Below are 20,491 nucleotides of genomic sequence, written 5' to 3' on the forward strand. Positions count from 1 at the left end.
GATTCGACGAAAAAAGGTGGGCATAATACCGTCAGTGGCATTTTTTCGCACTATCAATCATCGATTTGAAATGTTAATAAACTTATAAAAACCACGCTTATAGTGGTTGTACTCAGGACAGGGGACGAAGTGTAAGATGGTAAATGAAACCACACAGCAGCGTGATATTACCCGATTGTGTATTCAGTGTGCACTGCTGCTATTGCAGCATGGTGCGGAAAGTATGTTGGTCGAGCAACTTTCGTCACGACTTGGCGTGGCATTAGGAATGGACGCGGTAGAAAGCTCTATTTCGGCTAACGCGATAGTGCTGACCACCATTATGCAAGGGCATTGCCTGACATCCACCCGTAAAAACGTGGATCGCGGCATCAACATGCATGTGGTGACGGAAGTGCAGCGTGTGGTGATCATGGCAGAACATAAACTGCTGGATGTGGCGGGCGTGGCAAAGCGCTTTAGCCATATCAAACCGTTGCGTTACCCGCGTTGGCTGATGGTGACCATTGTAGCGTTGTCGTGCGGCTGTTTTAGCCGTTTAAACGGCGGCGGTTGGGATGCGTTTCTGGTGACACTGATTGCCAGCGGTATGGCGATGTATGTTCGTCAGGTTCTGACCACCCGGCACCTTAACCCATTGATCAATTTCTGTATTACCGCTTTTGTGGCGACATCGGCATCCGGGTTGTTGATGCGGGTGCCCGCTCTTGAGCACAGTTCCTCCGTGGCAATGGCGGCCAGCGTATTATTGCTGGTACCCGGCTTTCCGCTGATTAATGCGGTCGCCGATATGTTTAAAGGCCATGTGAACACTGGGCTGGCACGCTGGACGATGGCCAGCCTGCTGACGCTGGCGACCTGTATTGGTGTGGTAACGGCAATGGTGGTATGGGGGCTGCACGGATGGTGATTGAACTGGTTTGGGCGTTGATTCAGGACATGGTGCTGGCCGCGGTGCCGGCGGTCGGTTTTGCTATGGTATTTAACGTACCGATGCGGGCGTTGCCGTATTGCGCATTACTTGGCGCATTGGGGCATAGTATGCGCTTTTTGATGATTCGCTTCGGTATCCCTATCGAGCTGGCGACTTTTGTGGCATCGATCATGGTGGGGATCATCGGTATTCGCTGGTCCCGCTGGTTCCTGGCTCACCCTAAAGTCTTTACCGTTGCAGCGGTGATCCCGATGTTCCCCGGTATTTCAGCTTATACGGCGATGATTTCGGTGGTGCAGCTTTCCCAGCATGGATACAGCGAAGCATTGATGCAAACGCTGATCACCAACTTCCTGAAAGCCAGTTTTATCGTTGGGGCACTGTCTATCGGGCTGTCGCTGCCGGGGGTCTGGATTTATCGTAAGCGTCCAGGGGTGTAGCGCTTCGTCTTTCTCTTGAAAGATTCGGTGCTCTTTTAAGGCATTCAGTGTTCTCTTAAATAGTGGGTGGCGACCCGGTAAGCATATCGACGCATGGGCAGGCTTTCCGTATAGTGGCACCAATTTTGTAGCCTGTAGGGTTTTACCATGGTGATTAGTTTGATTGCCGCACTGGCAGTGGATCGTGTGATCGGAATGGAGAACGCCATGCCGTGGCACCTGCCAGCTGATTTGGCGTGGTTTAAGCGCAATACACTCAACAAACCCGTGATTATGGGGCGTAATACGTTCCGCTCCATCGGGCGGCCGCTGCCGGGACGACTGAACATTGTGGTGAGCAGTCAACCGGGCGACGATGAACGGGTAACCTGGGTGACGTCGCTGGACGCGGCGCTGGCGGCGGCTGGCGACGTGGAAGAAGTGATGGTGATCGGTGGAGGCAGCATTTATCAGCAGATGCTGCCGCAAGCCGGTCGCCTTTATCTGACCCATATTGACGCTGAGGTGGAAGGCGATACCCATTTCCCGGATTATGAACCGGATGAGTGGGTATCGACGTTCAGTGAATTCCATGATGCTGATGAGCAAAACTCTCACAGTTATTGCTTCGAAATCCTCGACCGTCGCTAAGTGCGCTTGTCTGCGATAACGCTCTGTCGCTCATACGATAGCCAGCCAGCTAAACCCGTCTTATGACGGGTTTTTTCGTTTTCTGTGCTTACAGCGAAAGGCTTTTCATGCCTATCAACCCGTAAGACACATTTTCGTCATCTGCCATCGTTAGTATAAAGATGAGTAACAGCTTTCGTTGTTAAATCAACGATGTCAGTGATCCGTTGTGTTTGATAAGCAGGAGACCGTACGCATGACAAATAGACACAGCAACCTGAATACTGACCGTTTGAGCGATCCACGTCGCCGTGAATTGCCCTCAGGTGATCTGGAAGTCGTTGGTCTGGCCGGATTTCTGGGCGGCGGCATCTGGTCGATTCCCGTCAGGGCGTCAGCCGAGCCGTCGTCCCAAAAGGTTCAGTCTGGGACGACTTTTTCGTTGCTATGACATGATTAGCATGGCTTTGGATAATAGGGGCGCTGTTACTTATCCGTTTAGCGCGATATCGCCAGAAAACTCGGTATTGGATGAGAGTGACGGTTGCGTGAAATAGCGCTTATCGTCCCAACGCAGACAAGTGAGTGAGCCACCCCAGCAGCAGCCGGTATCCAGCGCGTAGATACCTTCCGGTGTGCCTTTTCCTTCCAACGATGCCCAGTGACCAAACGCAATAGCGTATTCGGTTGGAACCGGGCCCGGTAGAGCAAACCAGGGCTTAAGTAGCGATGGTGCCTGTGAGGGCGCCTCTTTACACAGCATATCGAGCTGACCGCCTGAAAAGCAGTAGCGCATGCGGGTAAACACGTTGGTACTAAAGCGCAAACGCGCCAGCCCACTCAATTCCGGGCTCCAATGATTCGGCATATCGCCGTACATCGCATCCAGAAACAGCGGGTAGCTGTCACTGCTGAGGATCGCTTCGACTTCCCGAGCGCACATTTTGGCGGTGTCCAGATCCCATTGCGGCGTGATACCGGCGTGGGTCATCACCAGCTTACGTTCTTCGTCTACCTGCAATAGTGGCTGGCGTCGCAGCCAGTTGATCAGATCGTCCGCGTCCGGTGCTGACAGCAGTGGATCCAGGCGATCTTTGGGCTTATTGCGGCTGATACCCGCGTATACCGCCAGGAGATGGAGGTCGTGGTTGCCGAGCACCATACGCACTGAATCGCCCAGTGAGCGCACATAACGCAACACATCCAGCGAATCGGGGCCACGCGCGACCAGATCGCCGGTCAGCCATAGCGTGTCACTTTCGGGGTTAAACGCAACTTGCGCCAGCAACGCTTTGAGCTCGACGGCACAGCCGTGAACATCGCCAATAAGATAGGTAGCCATAGTCTTTCAATGTATCAATGAGGGAATGGCCAGGCGGAATACCGTAATGGGAACCTGAAATGTTTCACCCTGATGATCAATCATCTGGTAATGACCTTCCATGGTGCCCATCGGCGTTTCCAGAATGGTGCCGCTGGTATACTGGAATTCGCTGCCTGGCTGAATGACTGGTTGCAGGCCGATCACGCCCTCACCCTGTACTTCAGTTTGTTTGCCGTTGCCGTTGGTAATCATCCAGTAACGGTTAAGCAGTTTGACGTCATGACGACCGAGATTGCGGATGGTGATGGTATACGCGAAGACGAAACGGCCTTCTTCTGGCTGAGATTGCGCTTCTACATAGAAGCTCTGAACCTGTATACACACTCGGGGCGCATTCATCATGACGACAACTCCAGCTTATTCCTGCGATGTGGGGTGCGCGGTCAGCCACTCGGCCAGACGGCAATATTGCGCAATAGTGACGTTTTCAGCCCGGGTGTTAGGGTCTACTTCCAGTGCAGTCAATTGCTCTGGCGTGAACAGGTTACCCAGACTGTTACGCAACGTTTTACGTCGCTGATTAAAGGCTTCCGTGGTAATCCGGCTCAGGATACGGGTATCCACAGCCGGATAAGGCGACGTCGTGTGCGGTACCAGCCGCACTACCGCAGAATCCACTTTAGGGGCCGGTTTGAAGGCGGTCGGCGGCACTTCAAGCACCGGAATAACCTGACAATAGTACTGCGCCATCACACTCAGACGACCATAAGCTTTGCTGTTTGGCCCTGCCACCAGCCGGTTGACCACTTCTTTTTGCAACATGAAGTGCATGTCGTGAATAGCCTGAGTATAGCTGAACAGGTGGAACATCAGCGGTGTCGAAATATTATACGGCAGGTTACCAAAAACCCGCAGTGGTTGTCCCGCCTGTTGTGACAGGGCGGCAAAGTCCACGGTCATCGCGTCCTGCTGGATGATGGTCAGCTTGTCCTTGAGCGTCGGATGTACCTCCAGCCGAGCGGCCAGATCGCGGTCCAGTTCGACGACAGTAAAGCGGTCGATACGTTCGCCGACAGGAATAGTTAACGCCCCCAGACCGGGGCCGATTTCTACCATGGCCTGACCCGGTAGCGGGTGGATGGCGGAAACAATACTGTCGATCACAAACTGATCGTTGAGAAAATTCTGGCCAAAACGCTTACGCGCGAAGTGACCTTGATGGACGCGATTATTCATTATGGTTAGCAATCATATGTAGAGCGAGATTCAATGCAGTGCCAAAGCTGCCCGGATCGGCCTGACCGCGACCGGCAAGTTCCAGCGCGGTGCCGTGATCGACGGACGTGCGGATAAACGGTAGCCCCAGCGTGATGTTGACGGCTCGACCAAAGCCCTGATATTTCAGTACCGGCAAGCCCTGGTCGTGATACATCGCCAGCACAGCGTCGGCGTGTTCGAGGTACTTGGGTTGGAATAAGGTGTCGGCAGGCAGCGGGCCAACCAGTTGAATACCAGACTGACGCAGTTCATCCAGCGCGGGAATAATGACATCCAGTTCTTCACGCCCCATATGGCCGCCTTCGCCAGCGTGTGGGTTCAAACCACAGACGTAGATGACCGGTTGGGCGATGCCAAATTTGCGCTGCAAATCCTGATGCAGAATGGTAATCACTTCGTGCAGGCTATCGCGGGTGATGGCATCCGATACGGCCTTTAATGGCAGATGCGTGGTCGCCAGCGCAACCCGTAACTCCTCGGTCGCTAGCATCATCACCACACGTGAGCAGTGACTGCGTTCGGCAAAGAATTCTGTATGGCCGGAAAACGCAATACCTGACTCGTTGATAATGCCTTTGTGTACCGGCCCGGTGATCAGCGCGGCAAAATCGCCTTTCAGACAGCCATCACAGGCGCGGGCCAGCGTATCGAGCACATAGCGGCTGTTCAACACGTTCAACTGCCCTGGTACCACCGTAGCGTCGGTGGCAACCGGCAGCAGTGTCAACGTACCTGCCGCTTGCGGTTGCGCCGCCAGATGCGGTTGATATTCACGCAAGGTTAGCGGGAGTTTCAGCGCCAGCGCACGGCTTAACAGTAGCTCGGCATCGGCACATACCACCAGTTCCACCGGCCAGCTTTGCTGGGCCAGTGCAACCACCACATCGGGACCAATCCCGGCGGGTTCGCCGGGGGTAATCACGACTCGCTGTACCTGCGTTTCAATGGACATCAGTTCTGAGCATCCAGGATTTTCACGTATGCCGCCGCGCGTTTTTCCTGCATCCAGGTTTGGGCTTCTTCGGCAAATTTACGGTTAAACAGCATGCGATAGGCACGATCCTTCTGTGCTACGTCAGTCTTGTCCACCTGACGGGTATCCAGCAGTTGGATCAGGTGCCAGCCAAAGGAGGAGTGCACTGGTGCGCTGATTTCGCCTTTTTTCAGGTCCATCAACGCGTCGCGGAATGCCGGGTCATACATCTCGGGTGATGCCCACCCCAGGTCACCGCCCTGATTGGCTGATCCCGGATCCTGAGATAACTGTTTGGCGGCGGTGGCAAAGCTCAGCTTGCCACTCCTGATTTGGCTTGCCACCTCTTCGAGTTTAGCTTTGGCTTGCGCGTCGTTCATGACGACCGAGGTCGTCAGCAGAATGTGGCGGGCATGTACTTCGGTGACCGACACGGCCTGAGAACCACCGCGGGTATCGTTAACACGCAGAATATGGAAGCCGACACCAGAACGGATTGGCCCAATGATCTGGCCTTTCTGCGGGTTAGCCAGACGTTCGGCAAACAGCGATGGCAGTTCTTGCGGACGACCCCAACCCATCTGCCCGCCTTTCAGTGCTTGCGGGTCGGCAGAGTAGGTAATCGCCAGTTTGCCGAAGTCAGCACCCTGCGAGGCTTCTTTCACCAGACGATTGGCCAGATTTTCTGCTTTATCAACCTGATCTTGCGTCGGGTTTTCCGGCAGCGGGATCAAAATTTGGCTCAGGTTAACTTCGGGACCGTTTGCCCCCTGACTGGCAAGCTGCTGAGCCAGCGAGTCCACTTCCTGCGGTAGCACGGTGACACGACGGCGCACTTCACTGTTACGCACATCCGCGATCATCATGTCTTTGCGGATCTGGCTACGGTAAGTATCGAAACTTATGCCTTCGGCGGCCAGGCGGCTGCGCAACTGGTCAAGGCTCATGTGGTTTTGCGCCGCAATATTGGCGATAGAGCGATCCAGTTGGTCATCGGTGACCTGAACACCCATTTTTTGCGCCATTTGCAGGATGATGTTATCCATGATCAAACGCTCCAGAATCTGGTGACGGAGCGTGGCGTCGTCCGGCAACTGCTGACCGGCTTCTTGCGCGTTCAGTTTGACGGACTGCAGCAGGCTATTGATATCACTTTCCAGAACCACACTGTTGTCGACGATGGCGGCTATCTTGTTGACCTCTTGTGGGGCCGCAAACGCCATATTGGCACTCAGTGCCAGTCCCAGGACAAGCGCTCTCCAGTTCTTCATACCTTTCCCGTTAATTTGATCCGCCAGGGCGGGTTACATGTTTAATCGCTACCGGTTATTAGACGTTTATTGTTGCCAGAGTTCCCGGCGTTACCTCATCAGAACGCGCGCTGGTAAGGCAATATACCGTTTCTCAGCATTTTGTCCGTACCCAGATTGTAATTGCTGCTCAGGCCACGCAATTCGAAGCTGAAGCCAATCTTGCTGTCGTAGACGCTCTGATTGGTCGTGCTATTCCATTTGGTTATCTTACGTTCGTAGCCCACGTTGACCGCCCAACAGCAGGTGTTGTACTGCAGGCCCACTAACTGGTCGGCGGGTTGATTGGCCTTGGTATCATAGTAATAAGCACCCACGATAGCCCAGCGATCGGACAACGGCCAACTGGCAGTGGCGCCGACTTGGGAAATACCTTGCTGGAAGCCGGGGTTTGTGATGTTTGGCAGCATTGCCTGAATATATTCCGAGCTGGCGAAACGGTAATTCAACTGGAACATACGTTCACCGCCGCCACGGTATTCGAGAATAGCGTCGCCAAGGGTGACGCTTTTAAGGCGTTCATCGTACTGTGCGCCGCCACGCAGACCCCAGTTGTCGGCAAATTTCCAGTAGGCGTCACCCGCCCAGTTCAGGCTGCCGCGTTCATCATTCTGGTCGAGACTGGAGTTGGTGCCAGTGCGCGGGCGATCAAAATAATAAATTTGCCCCAGTGACGCATTGAAACGCTCTTCCAGCGCACTGTCATACAACCGCGTTGTCACCCCGCTCGATACCTGATTCGCGGAAGCGATGCGATCCAGACCACTGAAGGTTCGGTCACGGAATAACCCGGCGTAGTCTGCCTGCAACAGGGTGGAGTCATAGGCGCGGATATCAGACTGATCACGGTATGGCACATATAAATACTGCACTCGCGGTTCGAGTGTCTGGGTATAGCCTTTCGCCCAGTCCATATCGCGTTCAAACACCATCTTGCCGTCGGTTTTGAACTGCGGCATCACACGGTTGACGCTACTTTTTAATGGTGAGTCCGGGTTACTGGCGTTATAAGCATCCAGATTTTCCTGCTGATAGTGGGTTGCCATCAGCTTAGCTTCAGTATTCAGGCTGGCCCACTGATTGGAGATCGGCATGGAAATCGTCGGCTCGAAATGCAGACGGGTCGCATCAGGCAGGCTGGGGTTAATATTGGTAAATTTTACCGCCTGACCGTAAAGGTGCAGATCGAAGGGGCCGATATCATTCTGATAGTAATTCATATCGAGCTGCGGCAGAGCTCGATAGATATCACGTGAAGCCAGATTGCTGAATATTTGGTATTGACGTGTTGAGACGGTGGCATCCCAGTTTTGGTTGGCGTAGCCCAGGCTGAATTTCTGGCTGGCGTAACCGTCGGTGGTGTTACCGTAAACCGAATCCAGATCGGTGAAATAATTCGGGTCACTGACCTTGGTATAGTCAGCGCTAAAACGCCACACCTGGTCCATCACGCCGAAATGCTGCCAGTGGAACAGCCAACGGGTGTAATTATCATCAGGCGCATAACCTGATTTACCAGACAGAACATCGCTTTTGTACTGCCTGTCGTCCGGTAACCAGTCGAATTCGACCAGGCCCAAGCCCGCGCGCGATAGATAACGGAATTCGTTCTGCCACTGCATACCACGATTGGTCTGCACATGTGGCGTGATGGTGGCGTCGTAGTTGGGCGCGATATTCCAGTAATAAGGCGTCACCAGCTCAAACCCATTATTCCTGCCGTATTTCGCGTTAGGAATAAGGAAGCCGGAACGACGCTTATTACCAATCGGGAGTTGCATGTAAGGGCTATAGAATACCGGGACACCCGCGATGCGAAAACGGGCGTTCCATATTTCAGCGACTTCCTCCTGCCGGTCCTGAATCACTTCCGAACCGACGACGCTCCAGCTATCATCACCTGGCAGGCAGGATGTAAATGAACCATGATCTAAGATGGTATAGCGGTTGTTTTCGCGCTGCTTCATCTTGTCGGCATCGCCGCGACCCTGACGTCCGACCATCTGGTAGTCGCCGTCTTCGACATCGGTATCCTTGGTGTTAAGGTTGGACCAGGCGCGCGGGCCTTTCAGGATGACCTGATTATCATCGTAATGCACATTACCGATAGCCGTGACAGTGCGAACAGGGTCAGTCTGGCCCGCCTGTTGTTTCTGATGTAGCTGCACCTGATCTGCGGTCAGTACGCGATTACCCTGCTCGACGTTAACATTGCCGGTAAATAAGGCGCTGTCGGGGTAGTTGGCCTGTGACTGATCCGCGCTGATGTGAACCGGCAACTGACTGGTGTCCCCGGTTACCAGCGGGCGATTGTATACAGGAACGCCCGACATACACTGAGAGGCGAGATCGGCCAGCGCATGCTGACTGTACAGCGCCGACCCAATTAACGAGGCCAGCAGGGTTGGAAAACTTTTTTTCATACGCGGTATCTGGTGTTCCGTCATCAAGGGCGTCATGCCGACAAACGGTCAGAGACTATATTAGCCACCGGCGTAGCGCCAGTGCAAAATCCCCGCCATTTTCTATGCGTTGCCGTTAGGAGCAAAGATAAATGACGGGTATGATAAAGCAATTTTTGGCCGACGGCATGGGGATTTGAGGAGTATATGCGGTATTGGGGAAAGTTGCTGGGACTGGCGTTGGGGATTGTATCCAGCGCTGGTGTCGGTGGGTTGATAATCGGGCTGCTGTTGGGTCATTTGCTTGACAGAGCTCGGGCATCCCGTCGTCGCGACTTTTTTTCCGCGCAAGCCACCCGCCAGGCGCTGTTTTGTCTGACGACCTTTCAGGCAATGGGGCATCTGGCCAAATCAAAAGGGCGGGTGACGGAGTCTGATATCCGTATCGCAACCACCATGATGGACCGGCTGGAACTGCATGGCGAGGCGCGTAATGCCGCGCAACAGGCGTTCCGTGAAGGGAAAGCCAGTCAGTTTCCGGTGCGTAATAAGCTGCGTAAGTTACGCGACGCCTGCATTGGCCGTTTTGATTTAATCAGAATGTTTCTGGAGATTCAGTTACAAGCTGCGTTTGTAGACGGCGCATTACACCCGAATGAACGGCGGCTGCTGTATGTGTTTGCTGATGAGCTGGGTGTAACCCGTGAACAGTTTGAGCTGTTCATGCGCAATATGGAGCGTGGTGCCCATCAGTCGTCAAAACAGAGCAGCAGTGGTTACCAGTCACGACAAGGCAATACCTACCAGTCGCGGCAGGGGAGCACCCATCAGTCACGGCAGAATAGTCAGCAACAATCATCAAGACAGGGCAATAAGTCTTATCAGCGGCGTAATCAGTCTTATGGTGGGCAGTCCTATGGTCAGCGGCCGCCGGTATACTCGCGCGGGCCGACTATCGAAAGCGCCTGTCGGACATTAGGGGTGCGTAGCACGGATGATGCTGCGACGGTGAAACGTGCTTATCGCAAGCTGATGAGCGAACACCATCCAGATAAAATGATGGGCAAAGGCCTGTCGCCGCGCATGATTGAGATAGCCAAGCGTAAAGCGCAGGATATCCAGGCTGCCTATGAGTTTCTGAAAATCAACAAGTTTTCTCGCTAATTCTTCTTCTCTTTTTGCTTTTCCCATTGTCGTGCGCCTTTCCATGCTTGCCTGCTTTCATACATAACGGTCGTTTCTAAAGCAGCACGGTTTTCAGCATCAGAACCGGGGGCTTGAACACCACGACTAGAAGTCGGCTTCGCAACGAAAGTGCATTGGTGTCGTAAAAACCGGATGGGTAATGGCCAGTTCCTGTGCATGCAGTAGCAGGCGGGGTGCCAGTGCTTTCGCTTCTGGGTGGGCGTAAAACCCGTCACCCAGAATGGGGTGACCCAATGCCAGCATGTGGACACGTAACTGATGTGATCGACCGGTGATCGGCATCAGTTTTACGCGGGTGGTGCCATCGCTGTCCCGTGATAAGACGATGTAGTCGGTCTGGGCGGGTTTACCTTGCTCAAAGCAAACTTTTTGTTTCGGACGGTTAGGCCAGTCGCAAATGAGCGGCAGGTCGACCAGCCCTTCATCCTGCGCCAGATGGCCCCAGACGCGGGCAACGTAAGACTTCTTCGGTTCCCGCTCGCGGAACTGGCGCTTTAGCTCCCGTTCAGCCGCTTTGGTCAGGGCGACCACCATCACACCGCTGGTGGCCATGTCCAGACGATGGACGGACTCGGCGGTGGGAAAGTCAGCCTGAATACGGGTCATGATGCTGTCTTTATGTTCTTCGGCGCGACCGGGAACGGAGAGCAGTCCGCTAGGCTTGTTCACTACCATGATGTGCTGATCCTGATACAGGATGTGCAGCCAGGGCTCGCGAGGGGGGTTATAGGGTTCCATGAAGGCTCCGGCATCGCGGCAAGGCAGGCCTCGCCGCGAAGTAGGTAGATAACGGATGAGGTTTACTGGTGCGCCACCATCACCAGACGGATGGCATCCAGACGCCAGTTGGCCTGTTGCAGATTCAGCAGCACCTGTTCACGCTGTTCTTCCAACGCTTCGAGCTCATCGTCACGGATGTTCGGGTTGACGGCTTTGAGCGCTTCCAGTCGTTCCTGCTCGCGGCGTAACTGCGTTTCGGCGTTACGCTGCGCCTCGGCGATCAGCGCCTGCGCCTGTGCTTCTACCAATGGCTGAGCCTTCTGTAACATATCGTGCACCTCGTCTTGCACCGCATTGACCAGCTTGCTGGAAGTGTGGCGATTGACGGCGCTCAGTTGACGGTTGAAGCTCTCGAACTCCACCTGTGCTGCCAGATTGGTGCCTTTGCGGTCGAGCAGGACGCGAATCGGCGTCGGTGGCAGGAAGCGGGTCAGTTGCAGTTTCTTCGGTGCCTGTGCTTCCACGACATAGACCAGCTCTGCCAGCAGGGTGCCGACCGGCAAGGCTTTGTTTTTCAGCAGAGAGACGGCGCAACTGCCGGTGTCGCCAGACAGGATCAGATCCAGACCATTGCGGATCAGCGGATGCTCCCAACTCACGAATTGCGCATCTTCGCGAGACAGCGCCTGATCGCGATCGAACGTGATGGTACAGCCATCCTGCGGCAAGCCGGGGAAGTCCGGCACCAGCATATGATCAGACGGTGTCAGCACGATCAAGTTATCGCTACGGTCATCCTGATGAATACCGATAATGTCGAACAGGTTGAGCGCGAAATTGACCAGATTGACGTCGTTATCCTGCTCGGCAATGGCCTGGGCTAGTGACTGTGCCCGCTCGCCGCCGTTGGAATGCATCTCCAGCAGGCGGTCACGTCCTTGCTCCAGTTGCGTTTTCAACGTGTCATGTTGCTGACGGCAGGTATGGATAAATTCATCCAGTCCGGTTTGTTCAGACGGCTTCGCCAGCAGGTTGATCAGCTGCTCGTAGTGGCTATCATAAATTGCGCGACCCGTCGGGCAGGTATGTTCGAACGCATCCAGCCCTTCGTGATACCAGCGTACCAGCAATGCCTGAGCGGTATTTTCCAGATAAGGCACCAGAATCTGAATGTCGCGGCTCTGACCGATACGATCCAGACGACCGATACGTTGTTCCAGCAGATCCGGATTAAACGGCAGATCAAACATGATCAGATGGCTGGCAAACTGGAAGTTGCGACCTTCGGATCCGATCTCCGAACAGATCAATACCTGAGCGCCTTCTTCTTCCGAGGCGAAATACGCGGCAGCACGGTCACGTTCGAGTATAGAGAGCCCTTCGTGGAAGACGGCAGCACGGATAGCTTCACGGGTACGCAGCACTTGTTCGAGTTGCAACGCGGTGGCGGCCTTAGCGCAGATCACCAGTACTTTTTCATCGCGATGGCTGGTCAGAAACTCCAGCATCCATTCGACGCGTGGATCGAAGCTCCACCAGGTGGCGTTATCGTCTTCGAACTGCTGATAAATTTGCTCTGGGTAGAGCATGTCACGTGCGCAGTCTTCAGCGGATTTACGGGCATTCATAATGCCGGATACGCGAATCGCTGTTTGATACTGCGCGGGTAACGGCAGTCTGATTTGGTGCAGCTCGCGTTTCGGGAACCCTTTCACGCCCTGGCGGGTATTGCGGAACAGCACACGGCTGGTGCCGTGGCGGTCCATCAACATAGTGATCAGTTCCTGACGTGCGGCGGCGCTGTCTTCACTGTCGCTGGCGATGGATTTCAGCAGCGGTTCGATATCCTGTTCACCCAGCATCTCGCTCAGGGCGTTGCGTTCGCTATCGCTGATACTGTTGCCGCTCAGCAGCAGGGTGACCGCATCGGCGACCGGGCGGTATTGTTGCTGTTCAGCAATAAATTCGTGGTAGTCGTGGAAACGGTCCGGGTCGAGCAGGCGCAGGCGGGCGAAGTGGCTTTCCTGACCTAATTGCTCTGGCGTTGCCGTCAGCAGCAGGACGGCCGGGATAGCGCGTGCCAGTTGCTCAATCGCTTTATAGCCAGCGCTCGGTGCGGCTTCGCTCCAGGCCAGATGATGGGCTTCGTCCACCACCAGCAGATCCCAGTCGGCATCCAGCAACTGTTCGAAACGGGAAGGGTTACGACGTACAAAATCCAGCGAACAGATGATCAATTGTTCGGTTTCAAACGGGTTGTCGCTGTCAAGACGCGCTTCGGCGTAGCGTTCGTCATCAAACAACGAAAACAGCAGGTTGAAGCGACGCAACATTTCCACCAGCCATTGATGCTGCAGGGTTTCCGGCACCACGATCAGTACGCGCTCGGCACGACCTGCCAGCAATTGCTGGTGGATAATCATGCCCGCTTCGATGGTCTTACCCAAACCGACTTCATCGGCCAGCAACACGCGTGGTGCATGGCGTTGGCCTACTTCGCGGGCGATGTGTAACTGGTGTGGGATCAGGCTGGCGCGCATACCGCGCAATCCACCCCAGGGTTGCAGCGCCTGCTCATGCTGGTGCAGACGGGCACGGTAACGCAGGGCGAAGCGATCCATCCGGTCAATCTGCCCGGCGAACAACCGGTCTTGCGGTTTATTGAAGGTCAGTTTGCTGTCGAGGAAGACTTCCCGCAGTTCAGCGGGCTCATGGGTATCCAGGCGCTGACCTATGTAGGTGCGCAGGCCGTTCTCATCGCGAACGTCTTCCACCTCTAGCTGCCAGCCTTCGTGACTGGTGACGGTATCGCCAGGATTGAACATGACACGGGTGATGGGCGCGTCATTTCTGGAATAGAGGCGGTTTTCGCCGCTAGCCGGAAATAGCACAGTAATCATGCGGGCATCCATCGCCACTACCGTACCCAATCCTAAATCGCTTTCTGTATCGCTGATCCAGCGTTGACCAAGTGTAAAAGGCATAAATTCTAAGCTCGATACTCGTCGTTGTCGGAGAATGTCTGAACAGGAGGCTGCCGACCCCTGCGTACGGCAATACCTTACCCGCCCTGCGCGAGAGTGATGCTATCGCGCACAGCCTGTGATGCGGGTATGGGGGATGCGCCCCGGATGTTATTGACCGTTGTCTAAACTGACAGACGTGGACCCACGCCTGATATTTTTGAAAGGGCGCTATGGTACTGGATGGCGGCCTGTTCGTCACCTGTCAGGCACCATCGGATTGTCAAAATAACCCCATCTGTCCGGTAATCAGTGTAGCAAAATCATCGTGAATGAAAGGCAGAATGGCATCGGCCACCGGTTGCAGTTGTTTTTCCACATAGTGATTATAATCCAGCATCGAGTGACGATTCTCCAGCGGTTCCGGGCCATTGACCGTGATAACGTAGCTTATCCAGCCGCCGCTTTGGTACTGCAAAGGACGGTCATGCTGACGGTTGTACTCGTCGGCCATTCTGGCGGCGCGTACTTGTGGCGGCACATTGCGTTGATAGTCGCTCAGTTTATGGCGCAGTCGTTTGCGGTAGACCAGCAGGTCGTCATGTTCGCCTTCCAGCGTTTTAGCCACGTATTCCCGCACCCATTCCTGATACGGCTCACGGTGGAAAATACGCTGGTAAAGCTGTTGCTGGAATTGCTGTGCCAGGGGGGTCCAGTCCGAACGTACTGTTTCCAGGCCTTTGAACACCATCTGCTCACCCTGTGGCGTCATGGTAATACCGGCGTAGCGTTTTTTGCTGCCCAGTTCGGCACCACGGATAGTGGGCATCAAAAAACGGTGAAAATGGGTTTCGTATTCCATCTCCAGCGCGCTGTTCAGCCCATGTTGCTGATGCAGGTGCTGTTGCCACCAGTCGTTGATATAAGTGACCAATTCACGACCGATGGCGTCTGCTTCGTCCGCGCGATGGGGGCGTTTAAGCCACACGAAGGTCGAATCCGTATCGCCATAAATCACCTGATAACCTTTGGCTTCAATCAGAGAACGGGTTTGGCGCATGATCTCATGGCCGCGCAGGGTGATAGACGACGCCAGCCGCGGATCGAAAAATCGGCAACTGCTCGACCCCAGTACGCCATAAAATGCATTCATGATGATCTTCAGCGCCTGCGACAGCGGTTTATTGTTCTCCTGCTTGGCAAGATCACGCCCGTGCCACACCTCTTCCACGATAGCGGGCAGGCAGTGCTGGCGGCGGGAAAACCAGGCACCGCGAAAACCTTCGATGGCGTGCTGTTCATCAGGCTGCTGCAAGCCAGTGATAAGCCCGACCGGGTCAATCAGAAAGGTGCGAATGATGGAGGGATAAAGGCTTTTATAGTCCAGTACCAGCACCGAATCATACAGACCGGGGCGGGAGTCCATCACGTAGCCGCCGGGGCTGGCTTCCGGCGGGATCTCACCCAGGTTGGGGGCGACAAACCCGGCCCGATGCATACGTGGCAGGTAGAGATGAGTAAATGCCGCCACCGAACCGCCGCTGCGGTCTGCCGCCAGCCCGGTGACGCTCGCCCGCTCCAGTAAAAAGGCGATTAAATGGGTTTTCTCGAAGATGCGCGTCACCAGCTCGCAGTCTTTCAGGTTGTAGCGTGCCAGTGCCGGTTTGTCTTGCTGAAAACGCTGCTCGATCTCTTCCAGCCGCTGATAAGGATTGTCGCTGGCTTTCCCTTCGCCAAGCAGCGACTGGGCGACAAATTCCAGGCTGAACGAGGCAAAATTCCAGGTGGCGGATTTCAGTGCTTCGATACCATCGACGATCAACCGGCCCGGCGCGCTGGCGAAAAAATGCCCCTGTCGATAGCCATGCTCGCGCCACTCCAGCTCCTGAGCGTCGCGTCCGAATCGTAGTGGTATGCGGTAACGCTCGGCGTGCTGTTGCAGCACCCGCAGGTCAAACTGCACCAGATTCCAGCCGATAATCACATCCGGATCGTAGGTGTGCAGCCACTGATTGAGTTTTTCCAGCAGCTGTGGACGACTGGCGACGTATTCCAGCGTCAGGTCGCCAGCATCCTCTCTGTTGCCATTTTCTGGCCCCAGCATAAATACCTGGCGCTGGCCGCACCCTTCCAGACCGATGCAGTAAAGCTCGCCGTGGCGGCTGGTTTCGATATCCAGCGACACGGTTTTGAGTGACGGGCGGTAGTCAGGGGCCGGTTTGAGTTTGACGTTATCAATCAGCCCGTCAGTGGTTTCTTCGCCGCTAAACCAGACTGGCGCGGTGATAAAACGCTCCATCAGAAACCGCTCCGGCGGGCGGATATCCGCTTCGTACACCGGAATTCCCGCCTCCTGTAGCTTCTTTTCCAGTCGCAACAGCTGGCGATATTGCAGGCAGTAGAGCCCCAGTTGAGGCTCGTGGTGGAAGTCTTTCAGTGCCAGCGGCCGCAGTTGCCAATGCTTTTCCCCACTGAGTAACTGGCTGATACGTGCCTGATGACGCATCGGGACAAACGCTACCGCCTGTTGCGGTGACAACCTGACCCGACAGGGGCCAGTGTCCGTCGCCAGCCAGCATTGAACCCTGATCCCGGCCGGGGTGTCTTGCCAGTGGCGGGTCAGTACAAATCCCTGACGTGGTGGGGAAAGGGTCATGGCGTATTGTCAGAGGGTCAGTGGAGTAATGGCATAAATTATGTATATGCATACAGCTTTTGTCCAGTTGCCGTACCCACACGTTGGAGCGGTCTACTTGTCGGTTAAGCATTAAATTATTATAGTGACCTCGCTACTTTTTCATATCATTCATAATATGGAATTAAAGGGAATTTAATGGCCAATATCATTTATCTGAAAATAGAAGGTAAGAATCAGGGGCTGATTTCTTCTGGGTGTGGATCGTATGATTCAATGGGAAATAAATGGCAACAAGGTCATGAAAATGAAATTTTTGTTTATGAGTTGAATAATTCAGCTGAACGTATTGATAATGTGGCATATCAGCCGGTTGAAATTAGAAAGCCCATTGATAAATCAACGCCATTATTACTCAGCGCATTAAATGAGAATGAATATTTGACCTGCACTTTCATTTTCTATCGAACCTCTGAGAATGGTGGGATGGAGCAATATTTCTCAATCAAACTGTCTGATGCAAAAGTAAAAAATATCAGAATGCACTACCCGAGTTCGATAACACATAACGAGTATCAGCCGGAAGAATTTATCTCTTTCACTTACAAGAATATGTTATGTGAGCATGTTAAGGCGGGAACCAGTGCATACTGCATTTGGGAAAGCCAGCTGTTTTAACTGGTAGTCATGTTGTTAGCCTGTCAGGCACCTAATTTTAATTCAGGTGCCTGACAATTGAATGACGTTAATCGGGTATGGAACTCTGGTTTTCTTTGAGGTATTTTCTGAGGTCTATAATACTTTTCTTCTCAGAGTAAAGCTGTAGTTTCTCAATTGTATTGCTTACGTCTATTATTGCTTTCCTTTCTTTGTCTAACTCAAGCAAAAAATAGTTCTGTGCTGTTCTGTCACGTAATGCTACGGTATAAACAAAGCCAATAAATGTTCTTCCTTTAACTTCAATTTTCCCCACAGCATCAAGGCTTAGGCAAGTCACTGTTTCGAAAAATCCCCGACCGATAGAAATTTTTATATCTGAAACGTCTTTCCTGTCGGACGACCAACCGATAAAACAGAGTGGCTCAATATCGTTGTAATACCCTTCTGCAGGCAAAATAGTACCCAGATATCTTCCATCTTCGCTAATGTCAAAAATCTGATTTTTTTGTATTTTTACATCAGTGATTTCTGATGACTGGCTTCTTGTTATCAATTTGCTTAATATGTCGCTGTCATGAGATTTTGTAAGCGTAACAGTCGAATACGAGCTAAATGGCATTGCCAACATAATTACTATAAAAATAATTTTCACTCTTTATTTTTCCATTTCTTTTTTAAGATGTTTTCTGATTGCAGTAATGCTCTTTATTTCATCGGTATTTTGCAGAGCATCTACAATATTACTTTTATCTGTAATGGTTTTTTTATTCTTATCAATCTCTAATAGGAAGTAGTTTTTTTCTGTTCTGTCATCAGGTAAACCGACAGAGTAAACAAAACCAATGAATGTTTTTCCTGCAGACTCTATCTTTCCTACTGCATCAAGGTTTTCGCATTGTGAAAATTCAAAGTCGCCATTTCCCATTGACAATACAATGTTGGAAATGGTCTTCTTGTCTGTAGACCAACTAATAAAACAAACTGGATAGTAATTTTTATAAAATCCTTTCCCAGGTATTATTGTTCCTATGTTGTTATTGTTTTCATTAACATCAAACGCTTGCTCTTCTTGTATTTTTATATCAACAATTCCTCTTTTGTTTGCATCTTCAATGGTTGTTTTCATTAATGACGCATCGTTGTTTTTCACCAGGCTAATTGCGGCGTGAGATTGTAATGAAACAGTTAGCATGATTAGGAGTAATGTTTTTTTCATAAAATTATCTACTGTCTGCTTGTTAGTGAATGATAGTTATTTGCCATTTTTATATGATAGTTTCTTTCGGCATATTTTTTTCCGTTGTAGAGCTTTGCAAATGTTGTCCAATCTTTATTTTGTAATGCTGTACGCAAGGTCGGCGTATTTTTTATATGGTTAATAAAAGCAAATACCTGACCGTTAGTGTTTTTCATTGCAGAAACAAAGTCTTCAAGCTCATTAAATCCTGCACTTCTATAATTTGCTCCCATAATCTGGAACGCTCCCCAGGAGACAGACATTAGTGCGGCTTGTCTATCCAATGCCATGGCTTTTTCGAGCCTTTCATATTGAAGTTCATGTGAGCCATACTGCTTGTAACGCTCACCAGATATCTCTGGGTACGAATGGTCATATCTACCTTGTGTTAGTCGTCGAAAGTAGTGTCGTTCATAAAGTATTTTTGGTTTCCCTGGGCTGATAAAGGCACTACGTAGCGCCGTTTCCGTCATCACCACCGCTTTGATTGCCGCCACTTCGCAGTTTAATTCTCTGGCGGCATTCAGATAGAGTTCTTCGGAAACGCTGTCACCAGAATCGCTGGAAAACGAGGGTTGAGAGGTTGCCGGGCGTCGGATATGAAGATGATTTAATTTCCTCAGTGTGGGGCCATTCGGGGAAACGATGCCGTCAGGCGAATGCATTCCTACGATCTGGCGTTGAAAGTGGGTGATGGCGGTTTGTGTTCTGATACCGACAATACCATCAACGCTCAGCGTTCCATTTGAGCGGCTATTCAGTAACTGTTGAACGGTTTTGACATCTTCAACCCTGTTGACTTGCCCTTTGCCAACAGGAAAAGCAATCCTGGCTTCTTCCATCGGTAAATCCATTCACGTCTTTAAAGTGTTGCTTTTATAACAACAAAATAGCGCTGCTTCAAGGAAGCGAGGTGTCGGTGATGATGAGTACCGTGCCAGAGGCACTTTTACTCCTTCCTGCCATACGCCAGCGGTTTCCTGCTATCATCCCGTTATCTTTGTTTATAAAAAAGCAGAAATGTAGAGAATTATGGAAGCCTGGCTGGAGCATCTGATCACTCAATCGTTGGCGTATTCGCTGACGGCGGTACTGCTGGTGGCGTTTCTGGAATCGCTGGCGTTGGTAGGGCTGCTGTTACCCGGCACAATCATGATGGCGTCACTGGGCACCTTGATTGGCAGCGGTAATATGGGGCTATATCCCGCCTGGGGGATGGGCATCATTGGCTGTCTGCTGGGGGACTGGATTTCCTATTTCATCGGCTGGCACTTTAACGAGAAACTGCATAACTGGTCGTTCCTGCAAAAGCACCGGGCATACCTGTATCGCACAGAGAAAATGCTGCACCAGCACAGTATGGCGACGATTCTGATTGGCCGGTTTTTTGGCCCGACCCGGCCGCTGATCCCGATGGTAGCGGGGATGTTGCAGCTATCGCCCCGGCGTTTTGCACTGCCGAATATCATCGGTTGTCTTACCTGGCCTCCGGTGTATCTGCTGCCCGGTATTCTGGCCGGTGTGGCGATTGATATTCCCAAACAGGCGGACAGCGGTAGCTTTAAGTGGCTGCTGCTGGTGACGGCTGTCCTGCTGTGGTGTGCGGGCTGGTTGGTATGGCGGTGGTGGCGTGCTCCCCGTGGGAATACGGCGGAACCAACCGGTTGGCTGACACTGGCGCGCCTGCGCTGGCTGGCACCATTGACGGCCGTTATCGCGGTCATCAGTCTGTGGCAGTTGTGGCAGCACCCGTTGATGCCGGTTTACCGACACCTGCTGTGGCAAATTCTCAATGGGTAA

General features: G+C 52.7%; 19 protein-coding genes. 7 read left to right on the forward strand and 12 right to left on the reverse strand.

Annotated elements, in window-relative coordinates; translation table 11 throughout:
- The first annotated feature begins 136 nt into the window (after positions 1–136).
- From LF929_RS02900 to LF929_RS02915, 4 genes are all read left to right on the forward strand, one after another.
- Positions 137–910, forward strand: a complete 774-nt coding sequence (locus LF929_RS02900) for a threonine/serine exporter ThrE family protein (protein ID WP_038905699.1) — start codon at positions 137–139, stop codon at positions 908–910.
- Complete coding sequence (locus LF929_RS02905; RefSeq protein ID WP_038905698.1) at positions 904–1,374, forward strand: threonine/serine exporter; 471 nt, start codon at positions 904–906, stop codon at positions 1,372–1,374. The genes LF929_RS02900 and LF929_RS02905 overlap by 7 nt, the downstream gene beginning before the upstream one ends.
- A gap of 147 nt (positions 1,375–1,521) precedes the next feature.
- Entirely contained in the window at positions 1,522–2,004 is a 483-nt protein-coding gene (gene folA / locus LF929_RS02910) for a type 3 dihydrofolate reductase (protein ID WP_016940638.1), read from the forward strand.
- 235 nt (positions 2,005–2,239) lie between these two features.
- Entirely contained in the window at positions 2,240–2,434 is a 195-nt protein-coding gene (locus tag LF929_RS02915; protein WP_210174612.1) for a hypothetical protein, read from the forward strand.
- Positions 2,435–2,473: 39 nt separating this feature from the next.
- On the opposite strand, the gene apaH is transcribed toward LF929_RS02915, so the two are convergent.
- From apaH to lptD, 6 genes are all read right to left on the reverse strand, one after another.
- Complete coding sequence (gene apaH / locus LF929_RS02920) at positions 2,474–3,325, reverse strand: bis(5'-nucleosyl)-tetraphosphatase (symmetrical) ApaH (RefSeq protein ID WP_038905697.1); 852 nt, start codon at positions 3,323–3,325, stop codon at positions 2,474–2,476.
- 6 nt (positions 3,326–3,331) lie between these two features.
- A complete protein-coding gene (gene apaG / locus LF929_RS02925) occupies positions 3,332–3,709 on the reverse strand; it encodes a Co2+/Mg2+ efflux protein ApaG (protein ID WP_226093036.1) in 378 nt (125 codons plus the stop codon).
- A 15-nt stretch (positions 3,710–3,724) separates the two neighbouring features.
- The gene (gene rsmA / locus LF929_RS02930) at positions 3,725–4,543 is read right to left on the reverse strand and encodes a 16S rRNA (adenine(1518)-N(6)/adenine(1519)-N(6))-dimethyltransferase RsmA (protein ID WP_038909048.1); all 819 of its coding nucleotides are present in this window, start codon (positions 4,541–4,543) and stop codon (positions 3,725–3,727) included.
- On the reverse strand, positions 4,536–5,537 hold the full coding sequence (pdxA, locus tag LF929_RS02935) for a 4-hydroxythreonine-4-phosphate dehydrogenase PdxA (protein WP_038909047.1): 1,002 nt from the start codon (positions 5,535–5,537) through the stop codon (positions 4,536–4,538). Before pdxA ends, rsmA begins: the two co-directional genes overlap by 8 nt.
- Positions 5,537–6,829, reverse strand: a complete 1,293-nt coding sequence (gene surA / locus LF929_RS02940) for a peptidylprolyl isomerase SurA (RefSeq protein ID WP_226093037.1) — start codon at positions 6,827–6,829, stop codon at positions 5,537–5,539. Before surA ends, pdxA begins: the two co-directional genes overlap by 1 nt.
- Before the next feature lie 98 nt (positions 6,830–6,927).
- Positions 6,928–9,327, reverse strand: coding sequence for an LPS assembly protein LptD (gene lptD / locus LF929_RS02945; protein WP_210174611.1), 2,400 nt, complete (start codon positions 9,325–9,327; stop codon positions 6,928–6,930).
- A 150-nt stretch (positions 9,328–9,477) separates the two neighbouring features.
- Here lptD and djlA point away from each other — a divergent pair, with 150 nt between their 5' ends.
- On the forward strand, positions 9,478–10,434 hold the full coding sequence (gene djlA / locus LF929_RS02950; protein ID WP_016940630.1) for a co-chaperone DjlA: 957 nt from the start codon (positions 9,478–9,480) through the stop codon (positions 10,432–10,434).
- A 126-nt stretch (positions 10,435–10,560) separates the two neighbouring features.
- Here djlA and rluA read toward each other — a convergent pair whose 3' ends face one another.
- The 3 genes from rluA to LF929_RS02965 form a co-directional block, all read right to left on the reverse strand.
- Positions 10,561–11,214, reverse strand: coding sequence for a bifunctional tRNA pseudouridine(32) synthase/23S rRNA pseudouridine(746) synthase RluA (gene rluA, locus LF929_RS02955; RefSeq protein ID WP_038905691.1), 654 nt, complete (start codon positions 11,212–11,214; stop codon positions 10,561–10,563).
- A gap of 62 nt (positions 11,215–11,276) precedes the next feature.
- Entirely contained in the window at positions 11,277–14,180 is a 2,904-nt protein-coding gene (rapA, locus tag LF929_RS02960; RefSeq protein ID WP_226093038.1) for an RNA polymerase-associated protein RapA, read from the reverse strand.
- A gap of 262 nt (positions 14,181–14,442) precedes the next feature.
- On the reverse strand, positions 14,443–16,815 hold the full coding sequence (locus tag LF929_RS02965; protein WP_226093039.1) for a DNA polymerase II: 2,373 nt from the start codon (positions 16,813–16,815) through the stop codon (positions 14,443–14,445).
- A gap of 177 nt (positions 16,816–16,992) precedes the next feature.
- On the opposite strand from LF929_RS02965, the gene LF929_RS02970 reads away from it, so the two are divergent.
- Positions 16,993–17,472: an Hcp family type VI secretion system effector gene (locus LF929_RS02970; RefSeq protein WP_019843365.1), complete on the forward strand. Its 480-nt coding sequence runs from the start codon at positions 16,993–16,995 to the stop codon at positions 17,470–17,472.
- A gap of 67 nt (positions 17,473–17,539) precedes the next feature.
- Here the strand turns inward: LF929_RS02970 and LF929_RS02975 are convergent, their stop codons facing one another.
- Genes LF929_RS02975 through LF929_RS02985 form a run of 3 tightly spaced genes read right to left on the reverse strand, consistent with a single transcriptional unit; the run spans position 17,540 to position 19,533 of the window.
- Entirely contained in the window at positions 17,540–18,106 is a 567-nt protein-coding gene (locus LF929_RS02975; RefSeq protein ID WP_038909042.1) for a hypothetical protein, read from the reverse strand.
- A 3-nt stretch (positions 18,107–18,109) separates the two neighbouring features.
- Positions 18,110–18,670, reverse strand: a complete 561-nt coding sequence (locus LF929_RS02980; RefSeq protein WP_038909041.1) for a hypothetical protein — start codon at positions 18,668–18,670, stop codon at positions 18,110–18,112.
- Between the two features lie 8 nt (positions 18,671–18,678).
- A complete protein-coding gene (locus LF929_RS02985) occupies positions 18,679–19,533 on the reverse strand; it encodes an N-acetylmuramidase family protein (RefSeq protein WP_210176297.1) in 855 nt (284 codons plus the stop codon).
- Between the two features lie 190 nt (positions 19,534–19,723).
- On the opposite strand from LF929_RS02985, the gene LF929_RS02990 reads away from it, so the two are divergent.
- Positions 19,724–20,491: a DedA family protein gene (locus LF929_RS02990; protein WP_226093040.1), complete on the forward strand. Its 768-nt coding sequence runs from the start codon at positions 19,724–19,726 to the stop codon at positions 20,489–20,491.

It is taken from the genome of Dickeya oryzae (genome assembly GCF_020406815.2).
Classification (GTDB): Bacteria; Pseudomonadota; Gammaproteobacteria; order Enterobacterales; family Enterobacteriaceae; genus Dickeya; species Dickeya oryzae.

What these genes read in the sequence shown, in the direction of transcription:
- LF929_RS02970 (WP_019843365.1), top strand. Translation starts at nt 16,993, where the DNA reads ATGGCCAATATCATTTATCTGAAAATAGAAGGTAAGAATCAGGGGCTG.
- LF929_RS02990 (WP_226093040.1), top strand. Translation starts at nt 19,724, where the DNA reads ATGGAAGCCTGGCTGGAGCATCTGATCACTCAATCGTTGGCGTATTCG.
- surA (WP_226093037.1), bottom strand. Translation starts at nt 6,829, where the DNA reads ATGAAGAACTGGAGAGCGCTTGTCCTGGGACTGGCACTGAGTGCCAAT.
- djlA (WP_016940630.1), top strand. Translation starts at nt 9,478, where the DNA reads ATGCGGTATTGGGGAAAGTTGCTGGGACTGGCGTTGGGGATTGTATCC.
- LF929_RS02980 (WP_038909041.1), bottom strand. Translation starts at nt 18,670, where the DNA reads ATGAAAAAAACATTACTCCTAATCATGCTAACTGTTTCATTACAATCT.
- rapA (WP_226093038.1), bottom strand. Translation starts at nt 14,180, where the DNA reads ATGCCTTTTACACTTGGTCAACGCTGGATCAGCGATACAGAAAGCGAT.
- pdxA (WP_038909047.1), bottom strand. Translation starts at nt 5,537, where the DNA reads ATGTCCATTGAAACGCAGGTACAGCGAGTCGTGATTACCCCCGGCGAA.
- apaH (WP_038905697.1), bottom strand. Translation starts at nt 3,325, where the DNA reads ATGGCTACCTATCTTATTGGCGATGTTCACGGCTGTGCCGTCGAGCTC.
- folA (WP_016940638.1), top strand. Translation starts at nt 1,522, where the DNA reads ATGGTGATTAGTTTGATTGCCGCACTGGCAGTGGATCGTGTGATCGGA.
- LF929_RS02985 (WP_210176297.1), bottom strand. Translation starts at nt 19,533, where the DNA reads ATGGAAGAAGCCAGGATTGCTTTTCCTGTTGGCAAAGGGCAAGTCAAC.
- rsmA (WP_038909048.1), bottom strand. Translation starts at nt 4,543, where the DNA reads ATGAATAATCGCGTCCATCAAGGTCACTTCGCGCGTAAGCGTTTTGGC.
- LF929_RS02905 (WP_038905698.1), top strand. Translation starts at nt 904, where the DNA reads ATGGTGATTGAACTGGTTTGGGCGTTGATTCAGGACATGGTGCTGGCC.
- LF929_RS02900 (WP_038905699.1), top strand. Translation starts at nt 137, where the DNA reads ATGGTAAATGAAACCACACAGCAGCGTGATATTACCCGATTGTGTATT.
- LF929_RS02965 (WP_226093039.1), bottom strand. Translation starts at nt 16,815, where the DNA reads ATGACCCTTTCCCCACCACGTCAGGGATTTGTACTGACCCGCCACTGG.
- rluA (WP_038905691.1), bottom strand. Translation starts at nt 11,214, where the DNA reads ATGGAACCCTATAACCCCCCTCGCGAGCCCTGGCTGCACATCCTGTAT.
- lptD (WP_210174611.1), bottom strand. Translation starts at nt 9,327, where the DNA reads ATGACGCCCTTGATGACGGAACACCAGATACCGCGTATGAAAAAAAGT.
- apaG (WP_226093036.1), bottom strand. Translation starts at nt 3,709, where the DNA reads ATGATGAATGCGCCCCGAGTGTGTATACAGGTTCAGAGCTTCTATGTA.
- LF929_RS02915 (WP_210174612.1), top strand. Translation starts at nt 2,240, where the DNA reads ATGACAAATAGACACAGCAACCTGAATACTGACCGTTTGAGCGATCCA.